General features: G+C 41.4%; 19 protein-coding genes, 4 pseudogenes and 1 riboswitch. Of the genes and pseudogenes, 7 read left to right on the plus strand and 16 right to left on the minus strand.

Translation table 11 applies throughout. The annotated features are described in order from the left end of the window. Nucleotides 1–228: 228 nt before the first annotated feature. Together AAY47_RS02080 and AAY47_RS02085 are read right to left on the minus strand one after the other, a co-directional pair. A complete protein-coding gene (locus AAY47_RS02080; protein WP_047766593.1) occupies nucleotides 229–603 on the minus strand; it encodes a hypothetical protein in 375 nt (124 codons plus the stop codon). A 39-nt stretch (nucleotides 604–642) separates the two neighbouring features. Beyond that, nucleotides 643–1,005: a hypothetical protein gene (locus AAY47_RS02085; protein ID WP_047766594.1), complete on the minus strand. Its 363-nt coding sequence runs from the start codon at nucleotides 1,003–1,005 to the stop codon at nucleotides 643–645. Between the two features lie 32 nt (nucleotides 1,006–1,037). Here AAY47_RS02085 and AAY47_RS23015 point away from each other — a divergent pair, with 32 nt between their 5' ends. Then, nucleotides 1,038–1,490, plus strand: coding sequence for a DnaB-like helicase C-terminal domain-containing protein (locus AAY47_RS23015; protein ID WP_053014193.1), 453 nt, complete (start codon nucleotides 1,038–1,040; stop codon nucleotides 1,488–1,490). Beyond that, on the plus strand, nucleotides 1,397–1,663 hold the full coding sequence (locus tag AAY47_RS23020) for a DnaB helicase C-terminal domain-containing protein (RefSeq protein WP_255334824.1): 267 nt from the start codon (nucleotides 1,397–1,399) through the stop codon (nucleotides 1,661–1,663). Before AAY47_RS23015 ends, AAY47_RS23020 begins: the two co-directional genes overlap by 94 nt. Here the strand turns inward: AAY47_RS23020 and AAY47_RS21160 are convergent. The 5 genes and pseudogenes from AAY47_RS21160 to AAY47_RS02125 all read right to left on the minus strand — a co-directional run bounded on the left by AAY47_RS21160 (nucleotide 1,635) and on the right by AAY47_RS02125 (nucleotide 6,364). Further along, nucleotides 1,635–2,332 (minus strand): IS1 family transposase gene (locus AAY47_RS21160; RefSeq protein WP_152669749.1). Its coding sequence is split into 2 segments (ribosomal slippage): nucleotides 1,635–2,083 and nucleotides 2,083–2,332, totalling 699 coding nucleotides; the frame shifts between segments, so codons are not numbered across the junction. The two genes, AAY47_RS23020 and AAY47_RS21160, sit on opposite strands and share 29 nt — an antisense overlap. Before the next feature lie 62 nt (nucleotides 2,333–2,394). Beyond that, nucleotides 2,395–2,961: pseudogene (locus AAY47_RS20305) on the minus strand (transposase); the annotation flags it as partial. 93 nt (nucleotides 2,962–3,054) lie between these two features. Beyond that, nucleotides 3,055–3,945, minus strand: coding sequence for a plasmid partitioning protein RepB C-terminal domain-containing protein (locus tag AAY47_RS02115; RefSeq protein ID WP_047766598.1), 891 nt, complete (start codon nucleotides 3,943–3,945; stop codon nucleotides 3,055–3,057). Further along, the gene (locus AAY47_RS02120) at nucleotides 3,932–4,840 is read right to left on the minus strand and encodes a ParB/RepB/Spo0J family partition protein (protein WP_053014194.1); all 909 of its coding nucleotides are present in this window, start codon (nucleotides 4,838–4,840) and stop codon (nucleotides 3,932–3,934) included. Before AAY47_RS02120 ends, AAY47_RS02115 begins: the two co-directional genes overlap by 14 nt. Before the next feature lie 11 nt (nucleotides 4,841–4,851). After that, a pseudogene (locus AAY47_RS02125) lies at nucleotides 4,852–6,364 on the minus strand (recombinase family protein). A 510-nt stretch (nucleotides 6,365–6,874) separates the two neighbouring features. On the opposite strand from AAY47_RS02125, the gene AAY47_RS23250 reads away from it, so the two are divergent. Next, nucleotides 6,875–7,015 carry a transposase gene (locus AAY47_RS23250; RefSeq protein WP_083446714.1) on the plus strand — a complete coding sequence of 47 codons (141 nt, stop codon included), beginning with the start codon at nucleotides 6,875–6,877 and terminating at the stop codon, nucleotides 7,013–7,015. Between the two features lie 266 nt (nucleotides 7,016–7,281). Then, nucleotides 7,282–7,584 (plus strand): annotated as a pseudogene (locus tag AAY47_RS20315) (IS66 family transposase); the annotation flags it as partial. Between the two features lie 492 nt (nucleotides 7,585–8,076). Here the strand turns inward: AAY47_RS20315 and AAY47_RS19890 are convergent. From AAY47_RS19890 to rppH, 9 genes and pseudogenes are all read right to left on the minus strand, one after another. Beyond that, entirely contained in the window at nucleotides 8,077–8,298 is a 222-nt protein-coding gene (locus AAY47_RS19890; RefSeq protein ID WP_053014195.1) for a hypothetical protein, read from the minus strand. A 304-nt stretch (nucleotides 8,299–8,602) separates the two neighbouring features. Then, nucleotides 8,603–8,824 (minus strand): hypothetical protein, encoded by a 222-nt coding sequence (locus AAY47_RS19900; protein ID WP_053014197.1) that lies wholly within the window; start codon nucleotides 8,822–8,824, stop codon nucleotides 8,603–8,605. A gap of 112 nt (nucleotides 8,825–8,936) precedes the next feature. Next, on the minus strand, nucleotides 8,937–9,578 hold the full coding sequence (locus AAY47_RS02140; protein ID WP_047766601.1) for a LysE family translocator: 642 nt from the start codon (nucleotides 9,576–9,578) through the stop codon (nucleotides 8,937–8,939). A 6-nt stretch (nucleotides 9,579–9,584) separates the two neighbouring features. Further along, nucleotides 9,585–10,457 carry a hypothetical protein gene (locus tag AAY47_RS02145; RefSeq protein ID WP_047766662.1) on the minus strand — a complete coding sequence of 291 codons (873 nt, stop codon included), beginning with the start codon at nucleotides 10,455–10,457 and terminating at the stop codon, nucleotides 9,585–9,587. An 85-nt stretch (nucleotides 10,458–10,542) separates the two neighbouring features. Then, nucleotides 10,543–10,705: pseudogene (locus AAY47_RS20320) on the minus strand (transposase family protein); the annotation flags it as partial. A 93-nt stretch (nucleotides 10,706–10,798) separates the two neighbouring features. Next, nucleotides 10,799–11,593, minus strand: a complete 795-nt coding sequence (thyA, locus tag AAY47_RS02150; RefSeq protein WP_047766602.1) for a thymidylate synthase — start codon at nucleotides 11,591–11,593, stop codon at nucleotides 10,799–10,801. Further along, nucleotides 11,590–12,480: a prolipoprotein diacylglyceryl transferase gene (lgt, locus tag AAY47_RS02155; RefSeq protein ID WP_047766603.1), complete on the minus strand. Its 891-nt coding sequence runs from the start codon at nucleotides 12,478–12,480 to the stop codon at nucleotides 11,590–11,592. Before lgt ends, thyA begins: the two co-directional genes overlap by 4 nt. Nucleotides 12,481–12,815: 335 nt before the next feature. After that, a complete protein-coding gene (ptsP, locus tag AAY47_RS02160) occupies nucleotides 12,816–15,062 on the minus strand; it encodes a phosphoenolpyruvate--protein phosphotransferase (protein WP_047766604.1) in 2,247 nt (748 codons plus the stop codon). A gap of 9 nt (nucleotides 15,063–15,071) precedes the next feature. Further along, complete coding sequence (gene rppH, locus AAY47_RS02165; RefSeq protein WP_047766605.1) at nucleotides 15,072–15,602, minus strand: RNA pyrophosphohydrolase; 531 nt, start codon at nucleotides 15,600–15,602, stop codon at nucleotides 15,072–15,074. 116 nt (nucleotides 15,603–15,718) lie between these two features. Then, a riboswitch (TPP riboswitch) is annotated at nucleotides 15,719–15,823 on the plus strand. Between the two features lie 161 nt (nucleotides 15,824–15,984). Here rppH and thiB point away from each other — a divergent pair. From thiB to thiQ, 3 genes are read left to right on the plus strand one after another with little or no spacing between them, the layout of a single operon-like run. Beyond that, complete coding sequence (gene thiB / locus AAY47_RS02170; RefSeq protein WP_200897719.1) at nucleotides 15,985–16,971, plus strand: thiamine ABC transporter substrate binding subunit; 987 nt, start codon at nucleotides 15,985–15,987, stop codon at nucleotides 16,969–16,971. After that, on the plus strand, nucleotides 16,947–18,551 hold the full coding sequence (gene thiP / locus AAY47_RS02175; RefSeq protein ID WP_047766607.1) for a thiamine/thiamine pyrophosphate ABC transporter permease ThiP: 1,605 nt from the start codon (nucleotides 16,947–16,949) through the stop codon (nucleotides 18,549–18,551). The genes thiB and thiP overlap by 25 nt, the downstream gene beginning before the upstream one ends. Further along, nucleotides 18,544–19,239 carry a thiamine ABC transporter ATP-binding protein ThiQ gene (gene thiQ, locus AAY47_RS02180; protein ID WP_047766608.1) on the plus strand — a complete coding sequence of 232 codons (696 nt, stop codon included), beginning with the start codon at nucleotides 18,544–18,546 and terminating at the stop codon, nucleotides 19,237–19,239. Before thiP ends, thiQ begins: the two co-directional genes overlap by 8 nt. The last annotated feature ends 19 nt before the right edge of the window (nucleotides 19,240–19,258 follow it).

The raw sequence follows: 19,258 nt of genomic DNA on the forward strand, positions 1-19,258 counted from the left end.
TGATGATTATCGTGCACAGGTTTTCTTTGGCTGAGGATTAATCAAAGTATGCTCGCGCCCTGCAATAGACATGAGGTCTTTTTATGATTCAAAATTCTAGCCAAGAAGAGTTGTTAAGACTGATTGAAGTTGAAACAGCTGCTTTTAACCGCATTATTCAGTCTATTTTCAAAGTATTAAATGAGGAGCAAAGGAAAGACATTTATCGCGACCTAGAGGGTCTTAGCCTTACTCTTGTGAAGGAAATGAAGGAGAGTGACAGCAAGCTTTACAATCGCGAACAAGCGATTCGTAATCATGTTCATCGCCTTCTGGATAATTCAACTGGCGAATAATTTCGTGGCGTTCCCTTTCTAATTTCATGATCGGGTCAGAAGCATTATTTATTTCCCGATCATGGTCTTGTTTATAAGGATTTATTTTAGCTTGGTTGATTGCATTATCTAATTGCTGATTCACTTTTTCTCGCGCTTTGTTTAGGTATTCCACTTGTCTTGCAAGGGAAATTACATCGCGACGTGCATCTAATTTATGTTCCATCCACTGATAAATTTCCTCAATTGTATTTCCATTTGCGATTATTACTGGCTCATTCTTTTGCATTTTTATTTTCCTATGTTTTTTTAATGAATAGATTTATCACTAAACCCTAGCTGTCACCCCGCCCGACTCCGATCTACGGCGGGGCTTGGTTTTGGTTGAATACAGGGCTACGTCACTCATGCAGCAAGATCCGCTGCTGTCAGAACTCACATGCTTCTTAAGTCCCACAATAAGACGAGCGTACAATTCATTTTCATCAACGTTTCTGACGACTGAATCTATAATTTTTTCCACCGAGCGGGATTGAAATTTTGACTCCAGCTCCTGACTTTTCTTTGCCAAGAATTTAGCCCGGCGCTCAAAACGACGAGCGGTATAAGCTGTCTGAGTTTTTACTTTAACCGGGGGTTTTTTATCGCCATTTTTCTTAATAGAAAGTATAGAGCGATCTGTATTAGCCATATTCGCTTCCATAAGTAAGTTTTGGTGGTGTGTTGCATACCGGTATTGCCCGGATCACTGAGAGCGGTGTTAACGCTGTTCAGGATATTGCTGGGGATATTGAAAATCAGATATCCAATATCAATAGCGTTAATGACGGTGGAACCGCTCATATCATGGTGGGTGTTGAAGAGTCGATAGAAATTCTTGAATCGATGATCAATGGCGAAATCTGGAAACACAAAACAGAACTGGGTATGCCTGATATCGATAAGGCATTTGGTGGGTTTAATAACACAGATTTTATTGTGGTTGGCGGACGTCCGGGTATGGGTAAAACTATGATCAGCACTGCAATCACAAAATCAGTTGCATTAAAAAATAAAAAACCGGTGATGTTTTCAGTATGGAAATGCCAAAAAACCAGATCTCCGAGAGGATTGCATTTTATCATGCACGTGTCCGAAAAGAGGATTTATTGGGGGAAAACTGTACAAAGGAAATGATGGATGTGGCATGGGGAAAACTGGCTCATGCACTGGATGATATCCAAAAATCACCGATATATATCAACGATAAAACATCTCAGAGTATTAACGAAATTCGCGCAGAAGCACGGAGAATGGTCATGCTTCCAATGGTTAGATTGCTTAGAGAAAGTAGTATTCACGCTCAATAAACGTTTCTATCACTTTATCGTGTATTTCTTCGGATTTGGAATAGCCTATCGTTTTTCGATTCAGCCTTTTTATACGAATACGCAGGGTGAGATTGGTTCTTTCTATACGTTGGGTAAATTTCTTTCCCGTGAGGTGTTTTTCCTCAGGTAGGCAATCGTAAACCGCATAATCATCCGTACAGTAGAACTGAATGTTAAAAGGAGACAGGAGTGCCAGCAGTTTTTTCAGCGTGTTCCGGCTACGATCACCAAAAACATGTGCCACTATCCGCTTCAGGTTGGGTTCCCAGGCATACCAGAGCCAACGCTGATTTCGCTTGTTATCGACAAATGACCACTGTTCGTCTATTTCACAGATAATCTGAATATCACCCCCTGCAAGCGGCAGCGTAGTTATGTTTCTGGGAGAGAGTTTTTTAGTGTGCGAATGACCGTGTTAATGCCGACCTTCAGGACGCGAGCGGTATCCCTGACACCGGCGTTATTCATGGCCATATCAATAATCTGGTCTTTCATGCCGGGCTGACAGGCTTGATAAGTATAAGTCAGTTGAAAGGTTTTACGGCAAGCATAACAGTGATAACGCGGATGCCCAGTGCGCCCTTTTCCATGCCCTTTAACCTCTTCAGTTTTGTGACAGTACCGACAAACCACATCAACTTTAGCCATATCTCATCCATAACAAAAAGTAGAGAGTTTATCATATTATCTAATCATTGGGAGCATGACCCAAGGTTGATCCCCAGAGCCAGGAACACGGACTTGTTGATCACCCGCCCCTCATGTCGAACCTTAATGACGATACAGTCAAAATAAACAATAGGGTATAGGCCATCCAGCGGGCGGCCACTCAGTGACTTGCTCCAGTACGGCGTCAGTGACCTTTGAGATGAGCGTGGGCGATACATCTGCGTCGTACATTTCTTTGAAGGCGGCGGTAATTTCACGGGGCGTCATCCCCTTGGCATAGAGCGCCAGAATCTGGTTGTCCATGGCGGTGATTCGGGTTTGGTGCTTCCGGATCAACTGGGGTTCAAACGCGCCCTCCCGATCACGGGGAATACACAATTCCAAAGGGCCATCATTGCTCATGACCGTCTTTGATGAATAACCATTACGGGGGTTGGTGCCTGTTTTGGCGTTATTTTTCCCGTGGCCGAGTGTTCAGTCAGTTCAGCATTAAGGGCGGTTTCAACCGTTAATTTTTTGAGAAAACGGGAAAGCTGACTGAGATCATCAGGGGTTTTGAGATTTTTAGCCAATTCAGCCGCAAGAGCCTGTAACTGTTTGTCGTCCATAAGTGCACCTTCTTTTGAGGGTTAATTAAACATATCAAAATCGGGCAATTACACAAATCTACGTACAGGCTCTTGTAATCGATTAGTAAACATTTAAAAGATTTCTTTATCTTCGAGAACTGGTAAGGAATCAATAGCAGAGATCTTTTTTAGTTGTGTTAAATAGTCTGGATTATTATCTACTAACCAATTCAATACAGCATAATTACTAAGAAGCTTCTTGATATGATTTATAATCACAGCTAACTTTAAATTATTTGTACCATAAATATTTTCTAATTGTTTAGTTTCCATTTCCATTGCAGCCATTTCTCGCTCCATTCTGGCAAAATTTTTTGCGATATCTTGCTTCTTAAGCTTGGAGTCTTTGGGGTTCTTAAGCATTTCATCAGGGGTTGTATGCAATAATGAAAGTGCAAATTTTCTACTAAAGTTATTTATATTTATCATCGTACATACCGCCTCATGCTGTCTTTCCGGCTTCATTTTCTTCAACACCTTGAATATAGCTTGAGGAACTATTTTGTCAGCTAATAAAGCTGTTGTTTCAGGGGTAATACCGTCAAGTAATTTAAATTTTGCTCTAAGAGACTTTATCGAAATATTTAGCGCAGTGCTTAATCTCTCTTCTGATACTCCAGCCTCAACAGCTTGTAATGCCATTCGGTGCTCCTGAATGACCGATAAACGGTTAACATACTTATTATAGCTATAAGATTCCTCATCCTCCGCTATTAAGCAGTATATTTTTTCAAGGCCTGCATCTTTTGATGCTTCAACTCTTAAATGTCCATCAAGTATAATCCTTTCAGAGTTTTCGTTAATGTAGATTACGATAGGTTCAATAACACCAATTATTTTTATAGTTGAAAGTATTTGTTTATATTTTACACTTATCTTAACGTTTAATGGCAATTCTTTACCGTATTTCAGTTCGCAAACATCCATTAATATACTTAGACTATTAAACTTAGGATTGTTCATTTTCCAGTCCTCGTTCAGGATTCACATTTTCGAGAATAAATGCAGGAACAGCATTTAAATTTTCAGAAACTAACACATCAGAAAACTCTTTATTTTGCAAAAGATTTACCATGATCTCTTTAACAACCATCAGACTTAACATCGTAAACTCAGACCTTGTATGGAGCATTTTATGTCTTTTCACATTATCTTGATAAAGCTCCCTCAACTCGTCAGGCGTAATCCGCTTCTTTTTTGCGGCCTTAACAAAAGCATTATTATCACTTCCTTTCCCTGAGGTTTCCCTCTGAGCTAATATTTTTTTAATTATCGCTATTTGCTTTGAGTTAAGTTCACCAGAATTGAAACCCTCCAACAAAATATCTTGTATATCATTTCCTTTTGCTCTCGATATCTCAACAGCAAGGTAGAACGGTATTCTTCCAGATTCTACAGCAGCAAGTAGTTTATCCTCCCCATTCTCCTTTAATGAAACTATTGCACTTACCCAAGTTCGTGAACGCCCTATCTTTTGTCCTATTTCTAATTCGGTAAAACCTTTCTTTTTTAATTCTAATATACTATTGAGAAGCTCAGTTGCGCGGGGCTTTCTTCGTGCAATATTTTCAGCAAGACTCATGATATGCCCGTCTTCATGATCCACGGACTTTACTATTGCAGGGATTTGTTTCTCACCTAATATCTCATAAGCCTCAATTCTTCCTTGTCCACAAATTAAATCGTACATATACGTCTCACATGGGGAATCAGATAGTCTTACAGTTATTGGTTTTTTTAAGCCTATGTTTCTTATACTTTCAACAAGTTCATCATGAATAGATTTACTTCTGGAGCGTGAGTTAACAATCTTGATCTTAGATATAGCTATAAGCTTTATTTCTTCATATTCTTTCATCATGGTTCCTCTTAAATAATTTCACGTCTAAGAATCTGTAGAAAAGGATTCAAAGAATCAAACCTATAAAACTCTAACTGATAAGAATTTACATTTTCAAAAATTAACTGTCGTTCTAATACCTCTATTGAAGGGAATATATAGTAATCTTTCGTGTTTACGTTTTGACTATCAAGTCGAACAACAATACAAGCATCATAACTGTACTTACGTTCAAACCGTATCTTCCAACGCTTCTTAGTGGTATTCAGAAAACAACGTGAAATAACAACGGACATCTTAAATTCATCATTGATAGTAAATAATTTCGTTTCCTCATCATAATCAACATAACAACCCTGTTCTGTAATATCACGGATGAATTTTTCAATGAAGACGTGATATTTTTCTCTTAGTAATGAATTTATTCTCAAATAGTCATAATCATGTTTTGGTTTATAGTTAATTAATTGATAAGCCTGCAATAGGCCACCAAAACGCTTTCTATAAACAGATGAGGATGGGGTCTCATCGTCCTCATCTATAATGATACCGGAGAGCTTCCCTCTTGTTTTCAAAAGATCCGAGAGTTTACAAAGTAAATCCTCATTGCTAAGATGAATACTTCTATTACTAATAACCTCCTGTGCTTGTAAAAAGATCTCAGGAGAAATAATAGCCTCAAAAGCATTTTCACATCTTATCCATTCATGTTTTGGATTACGGATAAAACGTCGCTTTAATCGATAGGATGTTCGGTTATAAACATTATGACCAATATATTTTTCGTTAGTTAAAATCTCATGGATCTTTCCTCTGGTCCATTTCGTGCCTCGCTCTGCTGCTATCTCTCTCCTGTTCAGTTCAGAGGCAATAACTCGCTCTGGTTTTGAGCTATTAACGAATTGGTCGTATATCCATTTTACAACTGCAACTTCATTTTCTGGCCCTAATACTAAAATTATTCTGTCAGTCTGGATGCTTTTCCACTCTTTGTAATTAAGTATTCCTTTATGTTTCCGGTTTTCATCTACCAACATTCTCCGCAGACCATAACCTGCAGGCCCACCTTGGTGATATCCACGACCAGCCAGATTTACTTGACCAAGAAAGACTTTTTGAGATAAATTTCGACTGAATAGAGATGCTTCTTTGCGACCTATGAACAATTGGAAATCAGCATAATCGTTATCAACTTCGGCGATAGGATTCGCACAATAGATGATCTTAACATCATGCATTTCAAGTTGATGGGTGTAATATCCATATTGATCTATTTTTTTGAAATCTACCGAAACGACTTATATCATAAACTAAAACAGCTTTAATATTTATTCTTCTGCTAACTACATCATCAATTAGTTGATGAAATGCTTCTCTTCGGTTAGCCGTAACTCCGCTTTTACCTGAGTCATCGTAAGTATGAATAATATTCATACCATGTTCAGAAGCATATTTACTTATGAATTGCGACTGATTGAATAATGAATACTGTTGGTGGTCTGTAGACATTCTAAGATATTGAGCTACACTAATCTCATCCATAACATCCACCTCATCTTTAAAAAATAAAGTTTGTGGTGTTATGAAAAGCCTTGATGTCCTAAAAAATCATTTCTCCACAATACTCTATATGCAAAATACCTAACTTAAACTACACTATTAACCATGCCTATTTTCTTGATCTGGCTCCCAAATCTGAACATAATTTAACCAAAATCATTTATGAAAGTCCAAATGACATCTGAGCCACCGGACAAGGATTCCAGTATTTTTATGGGAACCTCCAAAAACTTTTCACAGCCACAAAATTGAGTAAAATGTAGACACAGTACATCTCTGCAAGGTAGCACCGTCATGATACTGCCTCGTTCTGCTTTAAAAAAAGACAAGCTGGCATCCGAATATCACCGTCGAAAAATCGATGAATGAGATGATCCACTGCTTGTTCTTGATAAGTCTGTTGATTTCTCGGCACTGGCTGACACCATAGACCGTGTCGCACCACGTATTATTTCTCCCAAAGGGGGACGCCCGCCATTCCCGACTGAGGTGATGGTTCGCATCATTATCCTGAAACATTTCCATAATCTTTCCGATGAAAAGAGGGAATATCAATTACTTGATCGAATGAGCTGGTCACGTTTTTGTCGCCTGACCGATATCATTAATATTCCAGACTGTCACACGATTTAGTGTTTCGAAAAACGGATTGGGCAGGAAGTGCCCGCGCATTGTTTGAAGAGGCGAAGCATCAGCTTTCGGCACAGGGATTCATTCCCAGAAGGGGGCAACTCATTGATGCCACGTTGATTCCAGTGCCTAAGCAGCACAATAAGAAGTAAGAGAATGAACACATCCGTCAGGGTAAAACCCCGGATAACGGGACAGCCAACAAACGATGCCAGAAAGACACCGAGGCAACCTGGCCGAAAAAACACTTTATCGCTGAGTCACCTGAAGTGAGCAATATCAGCGAAAGTCCCGGGCTGAATGGCAAAAGCTCAACGCCCTCGTCGCACAAATCCAGCTGGCGCAACCGCCTATCCAGACTGTGGAAAAGTCTGGTGAGCTGGCTGAAAAAGAGGGAACAGGTTCCGGCGTCCCGCTATGCCGGAAGGTGTGCTTATATTCTTAAGCATGAAACGGGGCGATGGGTTTTTCTCCGTCATAAAGACATCCCGTTGACCAACAACGAGGCGAAATGGTGCCTGCGTGGCAGTGTGATCATGCAAAAAATCTGCTTTGGGACCCGTTCCCAGCGGGAGTGAACAGTACTGTTTCCGAGGATGTGATCAGTGAAATCGTGACCGAGATGACCCAAAAACAGCCCTACCAGGATGTGTTTAATCTTCTTCCCACTAGTCAATATAGGGCTGGTAAAGGGTTACTGTATTTTTAACCTAAACTTTCTCCACTGCAATTTAAAATAAATTAAGAATATGCTATTTTTTCTGGTATATTTAACCAGAATTTTAATAAAAACAAACAAAAGCATTGAATATTATTTTGCAAATGGTAATTTCTTAACAAAGAAGAAATTAAATAACAAATCGTGTGTTAATGATCCTGGATTCTTCAAGGATATCATGACTTGCCTGTTTAATATTAGTTAATGCGCAGGTACGTAACAACCATCTATTATAACCATCATAACGCGCTATACCAATTCACCTTCAAGGTGCATGTTACATATTCCCGTAACACATGGAAATATAAGGCTTTACTTCATATTGCAGATTGCAATTTGAAGTTTATCAAGTATATAAACTCAGAACGGAAGGGCTATGTAACCCATCACTATAAAATCCTTTTCTAAGTAACTCATCATTATCTACATAAATAATATGGTCACCTTTAATTTTAGATAAATCACGGGTAGTATCTGGTTCTCTATATTCAATAATACTATTAGAAAAACTCATTCCTGATTGAAAATCAAAATTTTTTTGATCGTTATCGATAATATCTCCAATCATTTTCTTTAAAAGAACCTCATTTTCTCACCTTGCAAAATAGAAAGAAGACCCCAATGACAAAGTCGTTATATTTTATAAAAGGCTGCCATCCCTCATAATCAATAAATTGTCTGACATAATTACCATGCAAATGAAACCCCTCCCCTTCGTAAACTACTTTAATTTCCCCATCAAGTTGATTCAAGTAATTATACTCTCCATGTTTAAACTCTATATTTTTGGTAACAACACCTTTGTTAACAATGTTATTTTCAGCGTGAGAGTAAATATCCGACAAAGAAAATATAATAGATAAATTTGGTTGTTATTCTAAATTATTCTGTGAAAATTCATTGGTTGTAAGAAAGATATCAATATCACTTAAAATATTTCCTTTTGACATATAATTATTCATATCACATACATCAAAATTATAATATTTGAAAAAACAAACCACATTATAAAATGAGTTTTTGGCAATATTATTGCCACCTAATTTCTTATAAAAAGAATCATCATGAACAACACAAAGCCTTCTACCTTTCATTACCCAACCTCATATATAAAGATAATAATGGCATCAATTAATCTTATATTGATGCCCCCATGATGCTATAGATAAATTCGGACAGAAATAACATTCTACGGTAATAAGTCAATTAAATAAAAACAGTACCCACAAACATAACAACTCCAAATAACAGCAAGAAAATATTAGTTATAGACTCTATAATAACTTGAGAATTTCCTTTCAAAAATATATTTTGAATATAGTGAATCGCATGAACAAATATAACCCACCATAAGACCCCAATAACAATATCAATTATCCCAAGTATGATAATTTGCCTAAGAGGAGGTAGTGCCGGATTAATAAATTGAGGCAGAATACTGATAAAAAATATGGCTACTTTAGGGTTAAGTACATTAGCAAATAACCCGATTAAAAAAGGATTTCTTTTTTGCTTAATGATTCCTTGTGAATTAATAACTGACTGTTGTTGGTTTTTATTGCGATAAATCTCCCTTAATCCCGAACTTCCAAGATAAACAAGATAAACGGCGCCGATTATTTGTAATATATTGAATGCTGTTTTCGATGTTGCCAGAATAACTGTAGCGCCTAATGATCCTAACACAAGATGAAAAAACAGCCCTGACTGTACACCAAATGCAGTGATCATTCCTTCTCTCTTGCTCTTAAATACCCCTTTACTGATAACAGCCCAATCAGGTCCAGGGGTCAAATAAGAGAGTAATGCCAATAAAACAAATATAGATATCAATTCAAAACTGATCATGTTTTATCATCTCAACTTACAGTATGTCGTAATCACAATATACTCATCACTTTCTTCTGGCTTTATCTCTACCTTAACATCCTGTATTTCTTCTGTATTTTTTATATGGGTTCCACCACACGGAATAACAACCGGACGATTTTCTACCGTGCTTTTCCATAACCTCAAACTTCCAATATCTTGTGATGTATATTCAACCCGTATTTCACTCCCTGTTACCAGCCAGTTTTTCAAAATTAAATTTATTTCTTCATTGATGCTAACAATACTTTCCAAAAATGATGCTTTATCAAACCCTTTTTTCTTTAACGACTTACCAAGCCGATATGTATCTATGGATTTTAACTCAGAAATTGATGATTTAAATATTGCTGCTTTATCTAAGTTATAATTTTCTAAACCATCCTTATCATAATCTTTATTCCAATATTTATTAGTCACCTTATTTAAGGCTAAAGACATAAAGTGAGCCATACTATGTGCTGCGCTAATTTTATGCCTGACTTCAGCATCAACCGATAATTTAACTTTTGCGCCTACTATAGATTGACATTCCAGACCATTTAGCGATTCTAAATAGTGGGCTGGGATCAGTTTATCTTCTATATTCAATTTGTTGGGTATATCGTGATCAATATAAATCATACTGTCAATGATAACTGCGGTATAAGTCTTGACAATATTTACTGCTTGGTTATTAAGAACAATAACCCCAATGTCACTTTTTTGGTCACCCCATTTATAGTTTTTGGGATAGAAAGGGCTATTACTTGTAATAACGATATATCCATTATTATATTTGAATGCTTCGATGATAATTGCGTCCAAACTTAATTGCCCTGTCATAAATGATGAATTAATCGCTGCATTATTTAACATATCAATTTCTCTTGCTGTTGATTTTATCAACAGACAATCTACTAATTGATCAAAAAATGTCAAGGGTTCTATGCAGGGTAACCGCATAGCCTTCGGTATATTCCTGAATATCATGCCAGCCTTTTGCCCCCGCAATCATTGCACAAAGCGACGCAAACAGGATATCAAATAAGGGATAAGCGACTTTCGCGCTCTGGTGCGGGTCTTGGATCTCTGAAAAAATGCTGGCTAAAGTTTCTGAGGGACATGGGATTGGTTTTCAACTCTCAAAAGAGAGTATAGGATCACAGCTCTTTATGCGAAGTGTTTCCATCCCCAGATTTGAGGATGGAAAAAGAGAATTAAATGGCAACCGGTGCTTTAATACCGGGATGCGGATCGTAATCCACAATTTCAAAGTCTTCGAATCGATAATCAAACAATGAGTCGGGCTTACGCTTAATCACTAACTTAGGTAACGCACGTGGCTCACGACTTAATTGCAGTTTTGTCTGTTCCAAATGGTTGCTGTAAAGGTGAGTATCTCCGCCAGTCCAGACAAAATCACCGATTTCAAGATCACATTGTTGGGCCATCATATGTACCAATAACGCATAGCTGGCGATATTGAATGGCAATCCTAAAAATACATCACAAGAACGCTGGTAAAGCTGGCAGGAAAGTTTACCGTCTGCTACGTAGAACTGGAAAAAAGCATGGCACGGCGCCAGGGCCATTTTATCCAGCTCCCCAACGTTCCACGCAGAAACAATGATCCGACGTGAATCAGGATCACTTTTCAACTGTTCAATAACCTGGGTTAATTGATCGATCTGACGGCCATCTGCACAACCCCAGGCACGCCATTGTTTACCATAAACAGGTCCCAAATTGCCATTTTCGTCAGCCCATTCATCCCAAATAGATACGCCATTATCATGCAGGTATTTGATATTGGTGTCGCCATGCAAGAACCACAGCAATTCGTGGATAATAGAACGAATATGGCAACGCTTGGTGGTTACCAACGGAAAACCTGCTTGCAAATTGAAACGCATCTGATGACCAAAAATAGAAAGGGTTCCCGTCCCCGTTCGGTCATCTTTTGCTGTGCCCTCTTCCAACACTTTTTTCATTAAATCCAGATACTGTTTCATTTTGCCTCTTGTACCTTGCTATTGCGTGTTTTATTGCCAGGGCATTTATGCGCCCATATCATCAAAAATATTCCCGCTAAAATCATGGGGACAGAAAGGATTTGCCCCATACTTATCCCGTCAAACAACCCAAGTTGGGCGTCAGGCTGGCGGAAAAATTCGACTATTATGCGGAATGCACCGTAGCCAATCAGGAATAAGCCTGAAACACTCCCCATCGGGCGCGGTTTACGGATAAATAAGTTGAGGATGATAAATAATACGATACCTTCAAGTACCATCTCATAGAGCTGTGATGGATGGCGGGGCAGGACACCATATTTTTCCAGAATAGGCCATAAAGAAGGATTGGCGGTGGCGATGGCAATATCTTCACTGCGGGAGCCTGGGAATAACATGGCCCACGGCGTATCAAGCGTAACACGCCCCCACAATTCTCCATTGATAAAGTTACCGATCCGCCCCATGCCCAAACCAAACGGAACTAATGGCGCAACGAAATCCGCGACTTGCAAGAAATGGCGTTTGGTGCGGTGCGCAAACCACCACATGGCGCAGATAACCCCTACCAGTCCACCGTGGAAAGACATTCCGCCATCCCAAACTTTGAACAGATAAAGCGGGTTATCAAGGAACATGGGAAGATTATAGAACAGGACATAACCGAGGCGTCCACCGACGAAAACCCCGACAAACCCGGCATATAGCAGGTTCTCAACTTCAGTTTTGTTCCAGCCACTGTTTGGCTTTGCCGCACGGCGATTTGCCAGCCACATGGCAAAAACAAAGCCAACCAGATACATAAAACCGTACCAATGGAGGGATACAGGCCCGATTGAAAATATGACGGGGTCAATATTAGGAAATGCCAGATAGCTAGTGCTCATCGTTCCCCACTAAAAATATGTTGTGTGAATGAATGATCTTGTGCGAGTAAATTATATGACTTGAATAGCTTAAGACAAATAATCGCAGATAATAACACAGGCAAGTGACGTGCTCCCACCATTAGACCGCAAGTGATTGTCGTGGCGCCTCTGATGAACCCTATTAGTGGAGACTACAAACTCAGTTAGGTTGGTAGGTTGGTTGGTATGTTGCAAGGCGGCTGCACGTATCAACAACAACTTGTCGTCTGAAGAAATTCATAAGGATATATGGTCATTGGTTTCTACTGGAATCTGAGGCATCATTAAGTCCTCCAATTTTTTGTATAACTTCCCTAAATACCCCCTCGAATCAAGCCTCCCAAACCCTGTGATTCCATAAATTCGGCTGACAATACTTTTACTTCATGGCTGGTTTCAGCTCTCAAAATCAACTCAATAAGATGCTCAAGTTCTTTGGCATCCAAATGCCTTAATAAATACTTAATACGCGGAATACTGTGACCACTCATGCTCAGGCTACGGTAACCTAAGCCAAGCAATATGAGTGTTTCCATTGGCAGGCCTGCCATTTCTCCGCATATGCTAATAGGGAGATCAAGACGCTGGCATTCATCAAAGGCGAATTTCAAGGCTCTAATCACCGCAGGATGCAAATTATCATACAGCGAAGCGACGTGGGTATTATTGCGATCCACCGCAAGCAAATACTGGGTTAAATCGTTCGTGCCAATAGAAACAAAATCAATCCGTTTCTTTAATTGAGGCAGCAAAAAAATGGCTGAGGGAACTTCAAGCATAATACCAACCTGAGGCATTGTGATTGTTTCAGCCAGCGTTTGCTCTACTTCAATTTTTGCTCTCTCAATCAGTTTTCGGGCTTCATCAATCTCTTCAATACTGGTCACCATCGGCAACAGTATTTTTAAATTGCCCGTTTGTGCATTGGCTTTTAGCATCGCCCGCAGCTGAATCAGGAATATTTCCGGTTGATCCAGCGTGATGCGGATGCCCCGCCATCCCAGACAAGGGTTTTCTTCATTGATAGGCATATAGGGAAGTTGTTTATCAGCGCCAATATCCAGTGTTCTCAATACCACTGGCTTATCAGGAAAAAGCTCCAGTATCTCTTGATAGCGATTTTTCTGCTCATCTTCTGATGGAAAACCGCTATGCAACATAAAAGGAATTTCCGTGCGATACAGCCCAATGCCATCAATATTGTCTTCTATCTGCCGTTCATGTTTCAAACTCAAGCCCGCGTTAAGCTGCACCAGAACCCGTTCTCCGCTTTTTAGCCGTGCTTGCTTTTGCTGTTCACATTCAGCCAGCTTACTGAGAACCTGTTCCTCCTCGATGATTTGTTGGTATTCTTTAGCAACCAGAGGCTCCGGTTCAATAAAAACCTCTGCGCGATAACCATCCAGGATGAGTGTCCGATTGTGTAATAACTCAGGCTGGATATCCGCGCCCATGATAGCCGGAATTCCCATCGCACGAACCAATATTGCAGAGTGAGAATGGGTCGCGCCATCTCGTACAATCACACCCACCAATTGATCTTGTGGCAATTCAGCCAATAAGTTAGCACTGAGTTCATCAGCAACCAGTATAAAACGCGCTGGCCACTGCCTGCTCCCCGTAGAGGAACCATTCAGATGAAACAACACCCGCTGACCGAGCGCCCGCAGATCCGATGCCCTCTCGCGCATATAAAGATCTTGCAAGCTGGCAAACTGTTCCGCATATTTTTCAATCACCGTTTTAATCGCCCATTCCGCTACAAAACCGTTATCAACGGCACAAAACAGATCCCGCTTGAGTTGAGGATCATTTAATAGATGGGAATAGATATCAAAAATGGCGGCGCTTTCTTTCTGTGAACTGGCAGTAAAGCGCTTGCTGATACGACGGCATTCCGCAGTGGCTTCTTCAAGCGCCAAAGTCAGCCTGGAGCGTTCAGCCTGATAATCCGGCGTCAATGCTTCAGTCACTTGTTCCAACAAAGGTTGAGAGCGATCTTGCCATCCCTGTGCCAGAACAATGCCATTAGAAATAGCAAGCCCCTTAATGCGGGTCTGGCGATACTGGCCGAACACCCCTTTGGTTTGCGCCTGAGCGAGAACAGCAGCAAGTTGCATCGCCAGTGTCACCATGAAAGATTCTTCACTTTCATCAAATAACCGTCGCTCATATTGCTGGACAACGAGTATTCCCTGCAATTGGCGACGATAAATAATCGGTACACCTAAAAAAGCCCGCAGACTTTCTTCTCTTACTTGGGGAATATATTTAAAACTGGGATGATCACGGACATCAGCGAGATTAATTAATTCGGATAAACGCCCAACTTGCCCCACGACACCTTCATCAAAGGCGAGACTAATTGCTTGCCCCCTGGGTTTTCTCAACCCCTTGGTTGCCATCAGGTAATAACATTGCCGCTGATGATCCGCCAAATAAATAGAGCAGACATCCGTGTTCATTGCCCGGCACGTTTCATTGACCAATAACTCAAGCGCTTCAGATAAATTAGCTGCCATTGCAACCTTTTCAACAATTTCCCGTAAGCGCATGAGCATAGCAATAACCTAACTTTTTCTACGACGATGTAAATAAGGTGAATGGAATAATGAAGCCGGCTCCTGCGTTGACATCACAATAAAAGAGAATTCTTTCATCACGCGGCGATAGACATCGCGTTTAAAAGAAACGACCTGCCGGACAGGATACCAATAACTGACCCAACGCCAACCATCAAATTCCGGTGTCTTACTGCGCTGCACATTAATATCCGCTTCATTACACAATAACTGTAATAAAAACCAACGTTGCTTTTGCCCAATACAAACAGGCTTTGTATCCCAACGCACCAAACGTTTGGGTAATTTGTAACGCAACCAACTCCGGGTTGAGGCAAGAACCCGTACATCTTTGCGATTTAAACCAACTTCTTCGAACAACTCGCGATACATTGCCTGCTCTGGTGATTCCCCTGGATTGATACCCCCTTGAGGAAACTGCCAGGAGTGCTGCCCATAACGGCGGGCCCACAGAACTTGCCCTTGGCGATTACAAATTACAATTCCTACATTCGGGCGGTAGCCATCATCATCGATCACCAGACTACCTCTCGGTATAACAAATTTAAAAAGATAGCTAATTGTTTCACACTCATCTCAAGCGGTAAACCTCTATGATTAGACTTTGCAGACGTAGCCGAAGTCTCTACAATACCGCTATCTCAACGGGGTGCGGCTGTCGCAAAACAGTACCGCTGAGAACAAACCCGTCGAACCTGAACCGGTTAGTACCGTCGTAGGGATTTGAGACGCTACTCATTGATATAATAGATGTCATTTTCATTTAGCACCTTCTCAGATCCTTTGCTATCTGCTAATAACAAACATTAAGTAATTGATGTATAGAATTATCAATATTGCTAACTATTGATATATGCAATTATAGGAGAGCAAAGTGTTTACAAAATTATTTCCCCGCTTTATGGCTATCAGCCTGCTGTCTATTGCTACCAGCGTTTTTGCTCAGACAGGCCAGACAAAACCTACCCTGACAGTTTATACTTATGATTCATTTGCCTCTGAATGGGGACCCGGGCCTGCCATCAAAAAAGCCTTTGAAACCGAATGTGGCTGTGAACTGAAACTGGTTGCGTTGGAAGATGGCGTCTCCTTGCTGAACCGTTTGAGAATGGAAGGCAAAAAAACACCCGCAGATATTATACTGGGGTTAGATAACAACCTGATTCAAGCCGCTCAACAAACCGGATTATTCACACCAAGTCACGTCGATACCTCAAAACTGAAATTACCCATTGCATGGCACAACACGACGTTTATTCCTTACGATTACGGTTATTTTGCCTTTATTTACAACAAAAACACCCTGCCTCATCCCCCCAAAAGTATGGATGAATTAATCAATAATCCCCAGAATTGGAAGATTATTTACCAAGACCCACGCACCAGCACGCCGGGTTTAGGGCTATTACTCTGGATACAAAAACTCTATGGCGACAAAGCCGCTCAGGAGTGGCAAAAAGTGGCGCCAAAGACACTCACTGTGACTAAAGGTTGGAGTGAAGCCTATGGCCTGTTTCTGAAAGGTGAAGGTGATATGGTGTTGAGCTATACCACATCACCTGGCTATCACATGATGTCAGAGAAAAAAGATAACTACGCCACCGCTATCTTCAAGGAAGGACATTACTTGCAAATTGAAGTGGCCGCTCAGGTAGCCTCAAGCAAACAGCCAGAACTGGCACAGAACTTTTTGAAGTTCATGCTTTCTCCGGCATTTCAGCAAGCCATTCCAACAACCCAATGGATGTATCCTGTCATTGATATCCCTTTGCCCGACGTTTTCAAACAACTTCCTGTTCCTGAGAAATCCCTGCAATTCAACGCAGATGATGTGGCAAAACACCGTACAAAATGGATACGTACATGGCAAAGCGCTGTCAGCCGTTAATCGCGGGTTGGTTATTGCCGGGGGTTCTTGCCGCCGGCCTGTTAATGATGGTTGCCCTGTCGGCGTTCGGGGCGCTGTGGTTCAATGCACCTGAAAGCCATTGGCAGGCATTTTTGCATGACAGTTATCTCTGGCATGTCATTCTGTTCACCTTCTGGCAGGCATTTCTCTCTGCCGTTTTATCGGTGACACCGGCCATTTTTCTGGCTCGGGCACTGTACCGTCGTTGTTTTCCAGGCAAGACTCTCTTTCTGCGCTTATGCGCCATGACATTGATTCTCCCTGTTTTGGTTGCCCTGTTTGGCATCCTCACGGTTTATGGTCAGACCGGCTGGCTGGCTAACCTTTTCCAATGGATAGGCGTTGAATATCGTTTTACACCTTATGGGCTACAAGGGATTTTGCTGGCACATATTTTCTTCAATATGCCAATGGCAACGCGGCTATTGCTGCAATCTCTGGAGAGTATTGCCATTGAGCAGCGCCAACTTGCCGCCCAGCTTGGTATGAGTGAATGGCAACATTTTCGTTTTATCGAGTGGCCTTACCTGCGCCGTCAAATTTTACCGACGGGTGCGCTGATTTTTATGCTGTGCTTCGCCAGTTTCGCTACAGTTCTGGCCCTCGGCGGTGGCCCAGCCGCAACGACCATTGAACTTGCCATTTATCAGGCGCTGAGTTACGACTACGATCTTGGTCATGCTGCCCTGCTTGCCTTGATACAGCTTTTTTGTTGCCTCGGCTTGGTGCTTCTTAGCCAAAAACTTAAGGGCGCACTTTCCGTTGGTTATGGGCATCAACAACAATGGCGGAATCCACAGGATCCATGGCTGCAAAAATTATCTGATGGTTTACTGATTGGCATCGCGTTATTGCTGTTACTTCCCCCTTTATTGGCGGTCATCGTGGATGGCCTGAACCGTGATATTTTTGCTGTCTTAAGCCAGCCCGCTTTATGGCAAGCCTTTATGACATCCATCATTATTACAGTAGGTGCAGGATTGTTGTGTGTTATTTTCACCATGATGTTGCTATGGAGCAGCCGCGAATTACGCTTACGCCATTCCCCTCGCTGGGGGCAGGCAATGGAAAGTAGCGGATTGCTGATCCTTGCCATGCCGGGAATTGTCCTTGCCACAGGCTTTTTTCTCCTGCTAAACACAACCATTGGTATACCTCAATCACCTTACGGGCTGGTTATCCTGACCAACGCATTAATGGCGATCCCCTACACGCTAAAAGTATTGGAAAACCCCATGCGCGATCTGGCACAGCGTTATAACCCTCTATGTCGCTCCCTCAATATGCAGGGAATACACCGCCTGTATTGGATCGAGCTTAAAGCATTAAAAATACCATTGGCCCAAGCGTTGGCTTTCGCCTGTGTTTTATCCATTGGCGATTTTGGTGTGATTGCCTTATTTGGCAATGAAGATTTCCGCACTTTGCCTTATTACCTTTCCCAACAAATTGGGGCCTATCGCAGTCAGGATGGTGCCGTGACCGCATTTCTGTTGCTCCTGCTGTGTTTTGTTTTATTCACTGTGATTGAACGCTTACCGAGCCGACGCCATGATTAAACTTGAAAATGTCATTTATACTTATGAACACTTTGCCATGCATTTTAATCTAAGCGTCAAAGCCGGAGAACGCATTGCGATCCTCGGCCCAAGCGGCGCCGGTAAAAGTACCTTGTTAAGTTTAATGGCGGGTTTTCAGTTTCCAGCACAAGGCGATATTTGGCTGGATGGCGAAAACCATACGCATACCCCACCTTCCAGGCGGCCGGTTTCGATGCTGTTTCAGGAAAATAATCTGTTTTCCCATTTAACCATCGCACAAAATATTGGTTTGGGATTGCATCCCGGCTTGCGGTTAAGTGCTGAGCAAAAGAAAACGCGACAACAGATTGCCTCCCAGGTGTCACTGGAAGAGTGTCTATCGCGCCTGCCTGCCCAACTTTCAGGTGGACAACGCCAGCGGGCTGCGTTGGCTCGTTGTTTAGTCCGCCATCAACCGATTTTATTGCTGGATGAACCCTTTTCGGCACTTGATCCGGCTTTACGCAATGAGATGCTGGGATTACTGGATCAAATATGCAGTGAACGACAAATGACGTTACTTATGGTGTCCCATAATCTTGAGGATGCCGCCAAGATCGCCCCACGCTCTTTGCTGATTGTGGATGGAAAAATTCATTATGATGGTGCAACAGAGAAATTGGTGAGCGGGGAGGCGGCTGAGGCGGTGGTTTTAGGGATAGGTTGATGTTGGGGGATAAAATTAT

Source organism: Xenorhabdus griffiniae (genome assembly GCF_001028135.1).
GTDB lineage: Bacteria > Pseudomonadota > Gammaproteobacteria > Enterobacterales > Enterobacteriaceae > Xenorhabdus > Xenorhabdus bakwenae.

Coding starts and splice junctions, on each gene's coding strand:
- AAY47_RS02120 (WP_053014194.1), bottom strand. CDS start 4,840: ATGAAAGAATATGAAGAAATAAAGCTTATAGCTATATCTAAGATCAAG.
- AAY47_RS23250 (WP_083446714.1), top strand. CDS start 6,875: ATGGTTCGCATCATTATCCTGAAACATTTCCATAATCTTTCCGATGAA.
- AAY47_RS02080 (WP_047766593.1), bottom strand. CDS start 603: ATGCAAAAGAATGAGCCAGTAATAATCGCAAATGGAAATACAATTGAG.
- ptsP (WP_047766604.1), bottom strand. CDS start 15,062: ATGCTCATGCGCTTACGGGAAATTGTTGAAAAGGTTGCAATGGCAGCT.
- thiQ (WP_047766608.1), top strand. CDS start 18,544: ATGATTAAACTTGAAAATGTCATTTATACTTATGAACACTTTGCCATG.
- AAY47_RS02140 (WP_047766601.1), bottom strand. CDS start 9,578: ATGATCAGTTTTGAATTGATATCTATATTTGTTTTATTGGCATTACTC.
- AAY47_RS02115 (WP_047766598.1), bottom strand. CDS start 3,945: ATGAACAATCCTAAGTTTAATAGTCTAAGTATATTAATGGATGTTTGC.
- thiP (WP_047766607.1), top strand. CDS start 16,947: ATGGCAAAGCGCTGTCAGCCGTTAATCGCGGGTTGGTTATTGCCGGGG.
- AAY47_RS02085 (WP_047766594.1), bottom strand. CDS start 1,005: ATGGCTAATACAGATCGCTCTATACTTTCTATTAAGAAAAATGGCGAT.
- AAY47_RS02145 (WP_047766662.1), bottom strand. CDS start 10,457: ATGTTAAATAATGCAGCGATTAATTCATCATTTATGACAGGGCAATTA.
- AAY47_RS23020 (WP_255334824.1), top strand. CDS start 1,397: ATGCCAAAAAACCAGATCTCCGAGAGGATTGCATTTTATCATGCACGT.
- thiB (WP_200897719.1), top strand. CDS start 15,985: ATGGCTATCAGCCTGCTGTCTATTGCTACCAGCGTTTTTGCTCAGACA.
- AAY47_RS19890 (WP_053014195.1), bottom strand. CDS start 8,298: ATGATTGGAGATATTATCGATAACGATCAAAAAAATTTTGATTTTCAA.
- lgt (WP_047766603.1), bottom strand. CDS start 12,480: ATGAGCACTAGCTATCTGGCATTTCCTAATATTGACCCCGTCATATTT.
- thyA (WP_047766602.1), bottom strand. CDS start 11,593: ATGAAACAGTATCTGGATTTAATGAAAAAAGTGTTGGAAGAGGGCACA.
- AAY47_RS19900 (WP_053014197.1), bottom strand. CDS start 8,824: ATGAAAGGTAGAAGGCTTTGTGTTGTTCATGATGATTCTTTTTATAAG.